This is a genomic window from Hymenobacter sp. YC55 (assembly GCF_029433095.1).
Lineage (GTDB): Bacteria > Bacteroidota > Bacteroidia > Cytophagales > Hymenobacteraceae > Hymenobacter.
On the sequence record NZ_JARNTX010000002.1, the window covers coordinates 1,299,903 to 1,313,570 of the forward strand.

The 13,668-nt window shown below is 57.7% G+C and carries 11 protein-coding genes; 7 read left to right on the forward strand and 4 right to left on the reverse strand.

The genetic code is table 11. The annotated features are described in order from the left end of the window. Window positions 1-53 precede the first annotated feature (53 nt). The 6 genes from P1X16_RS18730 to P1X16_RS18755 all read left to right on the forward strand — a co-directional run bounded on the left by P1X16_RS18730 (window position 54) and on the right by P1X16_RS18755 (window position 8,242). On the forward strand, window positions 54-773 hold the full coding sequence (locus P1X16_RS18730) for a hypothetical protein (protein WP_277232104.1): 720 nt from the start codon (window positions 54-56) through the stop codon (window positions 771-773). A gap of 72 nt (window positions 774-845) precedes the next feature. Then, window positions 846-1,658, forward strand: coding sequence for a DUF4097 family beta strand repeat-containing protein (locus P1X16_RS18735; protein WP_277232106.1), 813 nt, complete (start codon window positions 846-848; stop codon window positions 1,656-1,658). Window positions 1,659-1,855: 197 nt separating this feature from the next. After that, window positions 1,856-2,284 (forward strand): BlaI/MecI/CopY family transcriptional regulator, encoded by a 429-nt coding sequence (locus tag P1X16_RS18740; RefSeq protein ID WP_245119353.1) that lies wholly within the window; start codon window positions 1,856-1,858, stop codon window positions 2,282-2,284. Continuing rightward, entirely contained in the window at window positions 2,271-4,907 is a 2,637-nt protein-coding gene (locus tag P1X16_RS18745; RefSeq protein WP_277232109.1) for a M56 family metallopeptidase, read from the forward strand. The genes P1X16_RS18740 and P1X16_RS18745 overlap by 14 nt, the downstream gene beginning before the upstream one ends. A gap of 375 nt (window positions 4,908-5,282) precedes the next feature. Then, window positions 5,283-7,814 (forward strand): DUF5916 domain-containing protein, encoded by a 2,532-nt coding sequence (locus P1X16_RS18750; protein ID WP_277232113.1) that lies wholly within the window; start codon window positions 5,283-5,285, stop codon window positions 7,812-7,814. Between the two features lie 38 nt (window positions 7,815-7,852). Next, window positions 7,853-8,242 (forward strand): VOC family protein, encoded by a 390-nt coding sequence (locus tag P1X16_RS18755; protein WP_277232116.1) that lies wholly within the window; start codon window positions 7,853-7,855, stop codon window positions 8,240-8,242. Window positions 8,243-8,246: 4 nt separating this feature from the next. Here the strand turns inward: P1X16_RS18755 and meaB are convergent, their stop codons facing one another. After that, window positions 8,247-9,224 (reverse strand): methylmalonyl Co-A mutase-associated GTPase MeaB, encoded by a 978-nt coding sequence (gene meaB / locus P1X16_RS18760; protein ID WP_277232119.1) that lies wholly within the window; start codon window positions 9,222-9,224, stop codon window positions 8,247-8,249. 115 nt (window positions 9,225-9,339) lie between these two features. On the opposite strand from meaB, the gene P1X16_RS18765 reads away from it, so the two are divergent. Next, entirely contained in the window at window positions 9,340-10,770 is a 1,431-nt protein-coding gene (locus P1X16_RS18765) for a DUF5723 family protein (RefSeq protein WP_277232122.1), read from the forward strand. A gap of 146 nt (window positions 10,771-10,916) precedes the next feature. On the opposite strand, the gene P1X16_RS18770 is transcribed toward P1X16_RS18765, so the two are convergent. The 3 genes from P1X16_RS18770 to P1X16_RS18780 all read right to left on the reverse strand — a co-directional run bounded on the left by P1X16_RS18770 (window position 10,917) and on the right by P1X16_RS18780 (window position 13,508). Further along, complete coding sequence (locus P1X16_RS18770; RefSeq protein WP_277232125.1) at window positions 10,917-12,014, reverse strand: hypothetical protein; 1,098 nt, start codon at window positions 12,012-12,014, stop codon at window positions 10,917-10,919. Window positions 12,015-12,138: 124 nt separating this feature from the next. Next, a complete protein-coding gene (locus P1X16_RS18775) occupies window positions 12,139-12,699 on the reverse strand; it encodes a CoA pyrophosphatase (RefSeq protein ID WP_277232128.1) in 561 nt (186 codons plus the stop codon). Window positions 12,700-12,746: 47 nt separating this feature from the next. Further along, window positions 12,747-13,508 (reverse strand): L,D-transpeptidase family protein, encoded by a 762-nt coding sequence (locus P1X16_RS18780; RefSeq protein ID WP_277232131.1) that lies wholly within the window; start codon window positions 13,506-13,508, stop codon window positions 12,747-12,749. Between the last annotated feature and the right edge of the window lie 160 nt (window positions 13,509-13,668).

Below are 13,668 nucleotides of genomic sequence, written 5' to 3' on the forward strand. Positions count from 1 at the left end.
AGCCTAATCAGGCTGTGTGCTAGTCAATTTCCCATCTACTTAAACGCTACATCATGCATCGGTTTCTATTTCTTTTCCTGCTGGTCGGGTTGGTGGCTGGGTCTGCCTCTGCGCAGAAAGTCATCGAGAAAAAAGCTGCGGTAGCGGCGGGGCAGCAGGTGGTGCTGAACCTGAAGTTCGGCGACGTTATTCGTATTCGGCCGGCCACTGATGGGCAGCTGCACCTGCGGGCTACCGTCAACATCAATGAGAACAAGCTCAACGATGCGCTGCTACTCTCGTTGAGCGAAACCGAGAGCACCGTAACCGTAACGGCCGACCTCGACAAAGAAGCCCTACGTGCTGCGCAGCCCGGCGACTGTCCACCCAACAAAACGACTACCAATTACTTCGGCTCCTGGGATAAGGGCCCTGCCAAAGGCGCAGGCGTATGCACCACCATCAACTACGAAATAACGCTGCCTGCTGGCGCCGATGTGCGTGTAAGCACCATCAGCGGCAACATCGACGTGGTGGGCCTGACCGGGCCGCTGGAAGCTAAGTCGATCAGTGGCTTCGTGGATGTAAGCTGGCCACCGGCTAAGGGTGCTGCTGTAGCCCTGAAAACCATCAGCGGAGAAGTATACACCGACCAGGAAGTTGCCTTCGAGAACCGCAAAGAAAACCCCATTGTGGGCTACCAGCTGCGGGGCGCACTAGCCAGCGGCAACGGCCCACTGCTGAAGCTGGAATCCATCAGCGGCGACGTTTTCTTCCGCAAGCCCAAACAATAGGCGGCAAAAGTCAGCTGCCGGTTATCCCAATAAATACATTCCTTCTTTTCCACTACAAAGCGCGAATTGAACATGAAAGCATTACTTACCTCCGCGTTGTTGGCGCTAGGCGCTCTGCAAGCAGTTGCCCAAACGTCGGCCGCCCCGGCCTTCAAATCCACTTGCGAAGACAACTGGTCGGATGGCCGGCGCCAGAACATCTGCGAAATCCGCGACCTGACAATGGCGGCTCCCGGCGCTGGTCAGACGCTAACTATCGATGGCCGCCGCAACGGGGGTATTACCGTTCGTGGTTGGGATGGCGCCGATGTCCGGGTGCGGGCTCGGGTGCAAAGCTGGGGTAGATCCTCAGATGCTCAAGCCCAAGTGAAGGATGTGCAAATCAAGAGCAGTGGTAACACATTGAGAGCTGAAGCCGGCTCGGGCGACGATAACTGGTCGGTGAGCTACGAGGTATTTGTGCCCCGCAAAACGGCGCTGGCCCTGACTACCTACAATGGCGGCATCAGCATCGACGGCGTACAGGCGCCTATCACGTTCGAGGCTTATAATGGCGGGATTTCCCTGGCTAACTTGGGTGGCGATGTGCACGGCTCCACCAAGAACGGCGGCGTAAGTGTGCGTCTTTCCGGCAACAAATGGGAAGGCAAAGGCTTGGACGTGACCACCACGAACGGCGGCATCACGTGGCGCATCCCGGAGTCGTACTCGGCACAGCTGAAAACGCAAACGGTGCACGGTGGCCTCAGCACGGATTACCCTATCACTGTAACTGGCAAGATAGGCCGCGGACTGGATACCAAGCTAGGACAAGGCGGCGCCCTCGTTTCGGCGGTAACCACCAACGGCGGTATCACGCTGCGGCGCGCCAACGGCGGCGACTAGTCGACAGGTGGGGTAGTGCTCTGGCCTGACAGAGTTAAAGCACTACCCCTAAAGTTCGTTTCATTGCTCCTTTCAGCATAAATGCACGCTCCGAATTCTATTGCACGAAATATTTCGTACATTAGGTTTGTATCTACGACGACTTTCGTATATGTTTGATGTACGAACCAATTCGTAGAACTTAAACAGCCGGAGAAATGAGCAAGACCCCCATCCCTAAACCGACCGAATCGGAACTGGAGATTCTCCAGGTGCTGTGGCAGCATGGCCCTAGCACGGTTCGGTTCACCAACGACCAACTCAACCAGCGGCGCGAGGTGGGCTACACCACCACCCTGAAGCTGCTGCAACTCATGCTCGACAAGGGCTTGGTGCTCCGCGAAGACGACTCGAAAACGCACGTCTACCGGGCGGCCGTTCGGGAAGAGGAAACGCAGGGCCTGCTGCTCGACCGGTTTGTGGATTCCGCTTTCGGCGGTTCGGCCATGAAGATGGTGATGCAGGCCTTGGGCAACCACCCAACCTCTGCCGACGAGCTAGCGCAAATCAGAAGCTTGCTCAACCAAATTGAAGAACAGCGCAACGGCAACTCCACCTCTAAACCCCAGAACGATGAGCCTGCTTGAACAATTTGGGTCGCCGGCGCTGATTCGCGCTTTGGGTTGGACGTTGCTGCACTCAGTTTGGCAGGGTGCCCTCGTGGCTCTTACGGCCGCCACGCTGCTTATGCTGCTGCACCGCCACGCTGCCGCCTTACGCTACCGGGTAGCAGCTGGCGCCATGCTTACACTGCTGGCCCTGAGCGGCCTCACGTTTGGCTATTACTACTTCGCCTTCAAACCTGCCGATACTTCGCTTCAACTAACCGAAGCACCAGTTGTACTGTCTGCTGAGATAGGGGAGGGAGTAGCTACAACGAAAAGCGCTATCGGGACGGTGCCAGAAGGGGTAGTAGCCACTGCCAACGAGGTGGTGACCACTGAGGAGCCGAGCCGCCTGCAACAGCTTCTAACGCAAGGGCAACTCTACCTGGAGCGTAACATGCCGTTCGTGGTAGTAGCCTGGCTGCTCGGAATGCTGGCGATGACGCTACGCTTCTTAGGCGGTTTGGCTTATGTGCAGCGGCTGCGGCGCTACCGCGTGGCCGCCTTGCCCGAGCAGTGGCAGACGCGCCTCGACGCGCTGGCCGCCCGCACCAACCTACGCCGGCCCGTGCAAATTCTGGCCTCCGGGCTCGTACCGGGCCCCCTGGTGATTGGTTGGTTGAAACCGGTGGTGCTACTTCCTATGAGCGCCGCTTCAGGTTTATCAGGAAGTGAGTTGGAGGCTATTCTGGCCCACGAGCTGGCTCACGTTATGCGCCGCGACTATTTGTTCAACCTGCTGCAATCTGTAGCCGAAATCCTGTTCTTCTATCATCCGGCCGTGTGGTTCCTGTCGGGCTGTTTGCGGACCGAGCGCGAAAACTGCTGCGACGACATTGCCACCGAACTCTGTGGCGACTCGCTGGTGCTGGCACAGGCGTTGGCCTCGCTGGCCGCTTTGCAGCACGCTCCTGCTAGCCGGACGCCCGAACTGGCCATGGCCGCGGCCGGGCAGCCAGGTTCCTTGCTAAGCCGCGTACGCCGGCTGGTGCAGCACCGGGCAGCGGCTCCTACCTTCTCCGATGGTTTTTGGGCGGCCTGCGTGGTGCTATTGAGTGTTGGGTTGCTTACCGTAAGCACGGTGCTTTCGTTGAGTGCTGCCTCATTTAGCCGCCCCGCTACTCTAGCGGCCGAGACTACGTCTCCCGAAGTGAATAGCGAGGTTGCCGAAGCGGAAGCAGTGAAAGATGCGCCAGAAGCCGAAGGCGTCGTTGAGCTGCAAGGCCAGGCGCAAGACGCAGGCTATGAGCCCGGCAATACCAAGGCGGTAGATGATACCGTTGTGGTGTACGCCCAAACCAACCCGAAGCTGCTCACCAAATCTGGCAAGGCCCGCCTCAACGAAATCAAAGGCCTGACAGTGGTAGTGAAAGACGAGAGTGGTGCTATTTCCGAGGTGTACGTAGACGGGAAAAAGCTGCCTGCCGCCGAATTGCCCGCTTATCGCGAGGCACTGGCCAAAACGGAGAAAGCTAACGCCGCCGCCAAAGCCCAAGCAAATGGTCAGCAAGATCAATCAGACCGCATGGCTACGCTCTCGAACCGCATGGCAGCGGCGGCGCTAGCAGGCCAAGCACCAAGTGCTGCCGACGCCGAAGAACTGTCGAAGCTAGCGCTGACACAATCAGGGGCATATGTGGAGATGGAGCAGGATTTGCGTGAGCACACCCAAGCTTTGCAAAAGTCATTTGAAACAGCCGAGAAGTCACTGAAAGAGCAACTGTCCAAGCAGAACCTCAACCAGCTAGAGCGGCAGCAGTTACAAGAGAACTTGCAGGAACTGCGCATGGAGCACACCGAAGAGATGGCGCAAGTCGAGGAGGACCAAGACCAAATTCGCCGCGACATGGAACAAGCTAAGCGTGACCAAGAGCAGGCTCACCGCGACCGGGAGCAAACCCACCGTGATGCCGAACAGGCCCGCCGCGACCAAGACCAAGTTCGTCGCGACCGGGAACAGGCGCAGCGCGATAAGGAACAAGCCAAGCGCGACAAAGAGCAAGCCGCTTGGTACAAAGCCCTGACGGGTGAGCTAGTGAAAGATGGCTTGATCCGGGACCCTAACAACTTCAGCTTTTCTCTAAGCCAAAAAAGCATGTCGGCAAATGGCAACAAGCAGTCGGATGCTATGCGGGATAAGTATTTGAAGCTGTACGAGGACCGCATGGGCCGGAAACTAAGTGCTACTGGTTCGATGAACATTCAGCAGCATAGCAACAGCAACAACACTTTTGCTTACAGCGACATGCCGCCCGTTCCGGCCCCGCCGCTGCCTCCCGTGCCGCGCACGCCGGCTGTACCCCGTACACCAGCCGTGCCGCGCACGCCCATCACGCCACGCACGCCAGCCGTGCCTCGCGTACCGGCGGCGCCACGCCCTCCACAAATTGATTCCGACCGGATTCGCGAGGAGTTGCGGCAGGATGGCCTGCTGGACAAGGATGAAAAAAGTTTCTCGCTTCAGCTTAACAGCAAAGGCCTGACAGTAAACGGTGCAAAGCAGCCCGATGCCCTTGCTAACAAGTACCGCAAGCTGCTAGGGCACTCTACGGATTCCAAAAACAGCAAATCTTCTTCAACTATTGACATAACGGTGAGTGAGTGAATCGCCGCGCCGGTCGCTGCTGCAACAGCGGCCGGCTTTTTTTTGCGAGCAGCGTTCAGTGCGAAAAAATAGTTGGAACCTCTTGTAACCAATTGCAAAAAGAGGAGTGTAGGCGTCGCCGAGGCTTGTATTCAGGGGCACCTTTGAGCAACAAATAAGTAGGCGAGGCAACGGTTGTGCCATCGTTTGCATCTATGGCATCAAATATTAAGGATACTCATTTTATAGGGCAGTAGAGTACGTGCTTTTTCACTTCTGACTCCGGGTGCCAGCCCTTGTTGACTGGCTTAGAAAATCTACCATTTTGAAACACTCCTATCTCGCCATTTTGTCGTGATGCGCCACTGCTTTGTCTTTATTTTTTGGCTGAGCAGTATGCTGCTGGCCAACTCGGGGCTTGCTCAGCAACCTGCTACTGCGAAGGCCACAGAAGCCATTGACGCCAAAGTGCCAGCGCCCAAGCGCCAGTTGCAAGCCGTGCGCATCACCGAAAGTATCAAGCTCGATGGCTTGCTCGATGAAGCTGTTTGGCAACAGGCCACCCCGGCCACCGACTTCATTCAGAATCGCCCCAACCCTGGTCCGCACGAAAAACATCCCACAGAAGTACGCATCCTCTACGACGACGCCAACCTCTACGTCGGGGCCATCATGCACGACGTGAATGCCGATTCCATTCCGCAGGAGCTATCCGCGCGCGACGACTTTGGCAATACCGACTTCATAGCCATCTTCCTCGATACCTACCACGATAAGCTCAACGGCTATGGGTTCTTCGTAACAACGGGCGGCGTGCAGATGGACTGCCGCTACTCGCCAGCCGGCGGCGAAGATTTTGCCTGGAACGCCGTATGGGATTCTCGTACCGCTATCAAAGGCACCGATTGGGTTGCCGAAATGCGCATTCCGTACTCGGCTATTCGTTTCAGCGCCACCACCGAGCAACTGTGGGGTCTTAACTTCATGCGGCGGCGCAAGCGCGAAAACCAAGACTTCTTCTGGAACGAAGTGCGGCCCGCCGTGGATGGCTTCGTGAACCAGTGGGGCGAGCTGAGGGGCGTGCGCGACATCAAGCCGCCGCTGCGCCTTTCTCTTACACCCTATGTGTCGAGCTACGTGAACCACAACCCGCTGAACGCGGAAGGCACGCGCCGCACTACGACCAGCTTCAACGGCGGCGCCGACATCAAGTGGGGTATCAACGAAAGCTTCACCCTCGATGCAACTCTAGTACCCGATTTTGGGCAGGTACAGAGCGACAACCAAGTACTCAACCTGTCGCCGTTTGAGGTGCAGTTCAACGAAAACCGCCAGTTCTTCACCGAAGGCACCGAGCTATTCAACAAAGGCAACCTGTTTTACTCGCGGCGGGTAGGGGCCACGCCCATTGGGTTCTATGAAGTAGCCGTGGGCGAAGACGAGAAGCTGGTGAAAAACCCTGCGGAAACGCGCCTGCTCAATGCCACCAAAATATCGGGCCGCACCAGCAAAGGCTTGGGCGTGGGGTTGTTCAACGCCCTCAGCAACGACGTGTACGCCACCATTCGTAACACCGAAACCGGGGAAGAACGGTCGGTGAAAACGCAGCCGTTCAGCAACTACAGCATTGCGGTGCTCGACCAGAGTCTGAAAAACAACTCCTACGTCAGCCTCATCAATACCAACGTGACCCGCGCGGGCAGCACCTACGACGCCAACGTGACGGGCGGGCTGTTTCGCTTCGCCAACAAGAAAAACTCGTACGCGCTGGATGGCCGCATTGTGTACTCGCGCCGCCGGGGAAAGGTGTTCGGTTCGGAAAAGGAAATCGACGACCAAGATGGCTACAAGTACCAGATAGGCTTCGGCAAAATCAGCGGTGCCTTCACCTGGGGCTTCAACCACGGCATCGAGTCGGACCGCTACAACCCCAACGACCTGGGTATTTTGTTCGGCAACAACAATATCTCCCAGAACATCTACGCCAACTACAACAAGTACAAGCCGTTTTGGAAGGTGAATAACCTTTACACCTGGAGCGAAATCACGCAGTCGTTGCTCTATAAACCCACGCGCTACCAAGACGTTAGCATTTCGGGCGGCGCGCAAACCACGTTCACCAAGAGCTTCATCACCACCGGCTTCAACATAAATATCGACCCCACGAAAAACGACTTCTACGAGCCGCGGGTGTTCCCGCTCGGCGAGTATTATGTGCGGGTGCCGAGCAGCGTCAACGTGGGAGGCTTTATGTCGACGGATTACCGCAAGAAACTGGCTTGGGATGTGAATGGCGGTATTCGTACCTACGCCGAAGACGACCGGCTGCCGCGCCCACGCCGGATGGGCTACGGTCTTGCAGTGTCGCCGCGCTACCGCGTCAACAACAAGCTCAACTTCCGCTATAATATCGAGTGGGACTACAAGCTCAACCAGATTGGCTACGTAAACGGCGGCATGGACGAAGGCGAACCACTTGACCAGGAATTCATTGGCCAGGTGATTTTGGGGCGCCGCAACGTGGTGACGGTTTCCAACGTGCTGTCGATGGCGTACACCTTCTCCAACCGCATGTCGTTCACGTTCCGCACCCGGCACTACACCAGCAACGTGCTCTACCAGGATTTTGCCCGCCTCACGCCCGGCGGCAACGAGGAACTGGTCGATTACCGCCGCAACCGCGACAACACCTACAACGCCTTCAACATCGATGCAGTGTATTCGTGGTGGTTTGCGCCGGGTTCGCAAATCAGCGTGGTGTGGAAAAACGCCAACAACCCCGACTACGACTACCGCTCTGGCAACGAGGCGACACCGCTTTACTTCAACAACCTAAGCAACACCATCAACACGCCGCACAACAACTCGGTGTCCATTAAGGTGCTGTACTACCTCGATTACCTGGCGTTGCGGCCGAAGAAAGGGTAGGGGTGTGCGTTGCGCGCCAGCTTCTACCTTTGCGTGCTATGAGCCAACACATCGGAGCCTTGACGCTGCTCGTGCGTAATTACGACGAAGCAATAGCCTACTACACCAACGTACTAGGGTTTGAACTGCTAGAAGACACCAACCAAGGCAATGGGAAACGGTGGGTGGTAGTGGCGCCCGCCGGTGCCGCTACCCACCTGCTACTGGCCCAAGCCGCTACCGAAGAGCAGGCCCAACACATCGGAAACCAGGCAGGAGGCCGGGTGATTCTGTTCTTGCACACCACCGACTTTGCCGCCGATCATGCGGCTATGCAAGCGCGGGGCGTGCAGTTTCTGGAAGAGCCGCGCCACGAAAGCTACGGCAGCGTGGCCGTGTTCCAGGACCTTTACGGCAACAAGTGGGACTTGCTAGGGCCGCGCCCTTAGCACGCTATAACCCCAACAACTCGGCGGCAGCCCCGAAGGCGGACTGCTGGCCGTTTAGTACGCGCTGCTGCACGGCGGGTAAGTGCTGCTGCACTTCGGGGCGGGCAAAAAACCGAGTTTCGAGGGTTTCCCGAATGGTTTCGTGGAGCCAATGCAGGTTTTGCTCCTGCCGGCGCTGCTGGAAGTAGCCGCTAGTTTGCGTTTGCTGCACGTACTGCTCCACAATGCCCCACACTTCGGGCACCCCCGCGCCCGTCAGGGCCGAGCTAGTGGTGACGACGGGCGACCAGGCGCTAGGAGCCAGCGGGAAGAGGTGAAGGGCGTTTTGGTATTCGCGGCGGGCCCGGCGGGAAGCTAGTTCGTTGTCGCCGTCGGCTTTGGTGATGGTGACGGCATCGGCCATTTCCATGATGCCTTTCTTGATGCCTTGCAGCTCGTCGCCGGCCCCGGCCAGCATCAGGAGCAGAAAAAAATCAACCATGCTGTGCACGGCGGTTTCGCTCTGGCCAACGCCTACGGTTTCCACAAAGATGACGTCGTGGCCAGCAGCTTCGCAGAGGGCCATGGCTTCGCGCGTGGCCCGCGTAACGCCGCCTAAGCTGCGCCCAGCCGGCGAAGGGCGGATAAAAGCCTGCGGGTGCGCAGCCAGCAAATTCATGCGGGTTTTGTCGCCGAGGATGCTGCCGCCGCTGCGCTGGCTGCTGGGGTCGACGGCCAGCACGGCCAGCCGGCGGCCTTGGGTGTTCACCAGGTGCAAGCCCAACGCCTCAATAAACGTGCTTTTGCCCACTCCCGGCACGCCCGTAATTCCTACCCGCACCGAGCGGCCCGCGTGGGGCAGCACGGCGTCGAGGACCTGCTGGGCCAGTGCTTGGTCGGTAGGTAACGTGCTTTCCACTAGTGTAATGGCACGGCTCAGCATGACACGGTTGCCACTCAGGACGCCGTTGGTGTACTCGGAAACGGAAAAGCGCTTGGCCATCAAGACGTAGAACGGAGAGGAGCTTCAGCAGGAATAAAACAATGGTATCAGCGTAATACGCTTGCAAACTAGCTCATAATAGTACATTTGAAGAAATCGGTTGTTCTTTTCCGCTATGGCAAACTTTACGCAAATGCACGTCGCCGTGAATAAGCTTCGCTCCTTCACACTGGCGGCCCTTCTACTAGGAACTACGGTTTCGGTACAGGCCCAAAACGAGATAAGCAATTTCACGGCAACCGGCCGCGGCGGGGTAGCCACTACTTTTGCTACCGACTACCAAGCCATTGGTATCAACCCCGCCAACCTTGGACGGGTAGGTGGGGCCCGGTTCGCGTTTACCATTGGGGAATTCGGGGCCGGAATAAGCTCGAAGTCGCTCACGCGTGACCAGTTGCGCAATTTTGTGTACAACACCAACGACGAGCTAACGCCGGCCCAGAAGCAGGAGCTAGCCCGCGGCTTCACCTCCGATAATGCCCTCAACCTGAATGCCGACGCAACAACGCTGGGCTTAGCCGTGCAGATACCAGCTTTGGGAGGCATTGCCATCAGCAACCGGGTGCGGTCCGTTGGCCACGTCGAGCTAAACAGAAACGCAGCGGAATTGCTGTTTCTGGGTAGGGATGCTCCTATCTATGCTACGGCCAGTGCCAGCAACATTCCGTTGGTATCGGAGGCGTTGGATGGTACGAAGCTTCAATTTTCTGCCCTCAATGAGTTCAACATTGCCTGGGGTAAGCGCATTGTCGATTTGCCTTTGTTTCAGTTGTCTGCTGGGGCAGGCTACCGTTATATCCAAGGGGTTGGTGTCATAGACGTGCGCGTGAAGCCCGGGGACTTGCAGGCGTATAGCTCCTTGTCGGCGGTGTTCGATATCAACTACGGCAGTTTGACCTCCGACCCGAATTTCAACTTCGAAGCCCGCACCAACGGCTTGCAACCCGTGGGCCACGGCAACGGCTTCGACCTGGGTTTGTCGGCGGAAGTGGGCAAGATCGTGCGGTTGGGTGCGGCCGTTACGGATATGGGCAACATGACCTGGGAAGGCAACTTGCTTACGGCCAACGACCAGAAGCTGAAGCGTCTCAAATCGGCCGGCGTGGGGAGCTACGACTTTTTCAAGGAAGCCGCTGAAATCTTCGCCTCTGGCACCGACAGCCTATTTCAGTACCAGACCGGTCAGGACCGCAAAGCTAAACTGCCAACCAAAATGCGGTTGGGTGCCGGCTTCCGTATCAGCGAGTTTTTCGAAACCGGCCTCGACGTGACGCTCCCCCTCAACAACGTGGCGGGCAACATCACGTCGCCCTTCGTTGGCGCGGGCCTCGACTACAAGCCCGTAAGCTGGCTGCGCCTGAGTAGCGGCGTATCGGGCGGGGCGGGCTACGGTATCGGTATTCCGCTAGGCCTGACTGTTGCTACCAGCGTTTATGAAGGCGGCATCAGCACCCGCGACATAGCCGGACTTTTTGCCAATAAAGACCCATATATATCTGTGGCCGCCGGGTTCCTGCGCTTTAAGTTTGGCGGTAAGACGCAGTAGATCCTAGAATTTGTAAAACAGCTTTGCCATAACGGGTATAGCGCAAAAAGCCCTTGCTGATGGTATCATTAGCAAGGGCTTTGGCTTTTCAGTAAAGCTTAGTTAGATAAACCGTCTTGAGCTGTAGAAGATAACTCTACACTCACTTATTTTCCGGGTTCGGTAATAAAGTTGGGGAGGCCAAGTTTGCCGCGGCGGCCGCCGAGCTTGAGGCCGTCGTCCACGTACTTAGCGGTAGCGGCGTCGCCGTTGGGGTTGGTGATGAGGCCGAGGAAGGGGTTGTCTTCGCGGGCCACGTAGATTTTGCCGTCGGGGGCGCGCTGGAGTTGGCCTACTTTGCGGTTGGCCGATTTGCCGATAACGGCTGCTTTACCGGTTTTCAGGTCGAACTGGAATATCTGGGCTTGGCCGCCGCCTTCGCCGTTGCTTGAACCGTAAAGCTTGGTGCCATCGGGCGAGAATTCAATGCCGTAGGCTTCTGGGTAAGGCGAGAAAACCTTGGGGTTCTTCACCAAGCCCGTGTTGCGGTCGAAGTCGAATACCTCGTAGCGGTTGGCTTCGCGCCACACGGCCACGGCTATTTTGCGGCCATCGGGCGAGAACTTCATAGCCCCAATGGCATTGCGGCCGGGGCCGGCGTGCATCCCACCTACATTGCTCAAGATAGGCTTGCCCTGCACGCCATCGGCCGTAACGAGGTAGCTCACGAAAGCATTGGAGTTCCAGCGGTGGGCCACTACCCACACGTCGCGGCCATTTTGGTGACGCACGGCGCTCAGCTTTTCCGCCACCGGCGAAATAAGCAGGATGTTGGCGCGGGGCACGTCGCCGAGGCCGTTGTCGCGGGTCATGTCAACTACCGAGTAGCGCAAGCCTTCCTTGCCGCCTTGGGCGCCCACAGTAAACACATAGAACACGTTGCCGCTACCAGGGTCGGGCACGATGAGGGCACTTTGGGTGCTGGCGCTAGAGCCCGTTAGGTTGCGGCCGTTGGGCATGACGGTATGCTGGCGGTTGAAGATATTCTCGCCATTGGTATAAAACAGCAGCTGGCCTTGAGCATTCGTAGCCACTGCGGAGCCCTCGTAGGTGGTCATTTTGCTGTTGAGCAGCGGCGTGGGGGCACCGCCTCCTACCGGAAAGCTCAACCCGGCTTGCTGCCCGAAATACCAGAGGCTTTGCTCGCCCTGAGCCCAAACAGCCGTTGGCACCAGCGCGAAAAGCAGGAAAAGAAGTCGTTTCATGGTCGAAAGATAATACCGGCACAGTAACGCAATTTCGTGCCAGATTATGGTGCGGTGGAAGTTTGGGAAAGGACAGCCGGGCTATTCCGTCTGGGGGAATAGTGCGGCCGGAACCTGCAAGCATCTACTTCACATAGTCGCCATTAAGCAGCGGCTGAATGAGAGGCGTGATGATGCGGTAGCTGGCCCCCCAAAGCTTGTAGCCACCCGCAACGCGGTAGAACGCCACGCGCCGCTGGTCGGGCCACCCGGGGAGCTGCCAAACTTCTTCGATGTGCTGGGTAGGGTCGGCGAGGTGCCGAAGCGGAATTTCCAGCACTTCATCTACCTCGCGCTGTTGCCACTGCCACACTTCTGGCCGCTTAATCAAGCCTAGGAACGGCGCAATTCGGAAGCCGCTAGGTACATCTACGGTTGGCAGCGCGGCCAAAACTTCTACATTGGCAGGTGCCAGCCCAACCTCTTCCTCGGCCTCGCGCAGGGCCGTGGCCAGCAACGACGCGTCGGTGGGCTCGTGCTTGCCGCCCGGAAAAGCCAATTGGCCGCCATGAATGCCATAGCTACTGCGGCGGACCATTACTACGTGTAGCTCCCCGGCAGCATCCTGAAAAATGGGCACCAGTACTGCCGAGTCGCGAAGGTTCTTAGGAATAGGAAAATCGTCGGGGGTGAGAATAGCGGGCATGGCGGCAAGATAGGCAGTAGCGCTAAGCTCTTTCTCGATGCTACGTACTACTCCACTGCGTATGCACCGCGGGCATCTACATGCATTGCCGGAAGCTGATGATGATCTTCGAAATACTGATAGCCGGCCACCAAACCCTGCCAGAAGCCAAGATGCGGGCTAGCTACCCGACGGGCCAGGTTTTCGGCAGTCATTTCAAACGGGAAAATGTGCACGGCAATGTCGGTTTGGCCGGCACTACGGGCTTCCGTAGCCAACACGTACAGCTCCCGGATGCCCGCATCGGTGATGGGCAAGCAGCCAACCGTGACGTTGGAGCCGTGAATGAAAATGTCGCCGCCAGGGTCGGGGGCGGCGTGGCGCAAGTCGGCGGTGTTGGGGTAGTCGAGGCCTAGCGACAAGTGGTATTTACTGGCGGGGTTGAAGCGGTTGATGACGTAGAAGCCTTCCGGCACTTGCTTGTCGCCGGCTTTACGCTTGGGACCGAGCGCGCCAGAAGTGCCAGCCAAGGGATACGTACGCAACAGCACAAACTCGCCGGTGCCTTGTTCGCGGCCCCACGCTTCTAGCCGCCGACCCACCTTGAATGCCCGAAGGTACAGCTCCAGCCGTCCTGGCTGAATGCCATTGCGCCGTAGCAGCGCGTGCAGATTGGCTTCGTGCAGGGCATACGCATCGCGCACGCGCGGGTACTGCTGTTGTTGGGCACGAAATGCCGGATCGGGTTCGACGGTCATCATGAGGGGCGCAGCAGAACGGGCACACAAAGTTAGCAGCAAGGCCGCCGCCAGCAGGGCAAGGAGTCGCATGAAGAGGGGAGTAGTTGAAGCTCGTCAGCAGACAGTGCAAAATGTCGGCCAGCTTCTTTTGCGTCTTCAACGGACTATAAGCGCACCTTAGTATAGCAGGAAGTATATAATCAAGCTTTGTAATTGATGGGCTATTGAAAATGAGAAAGTTATTGTTTTA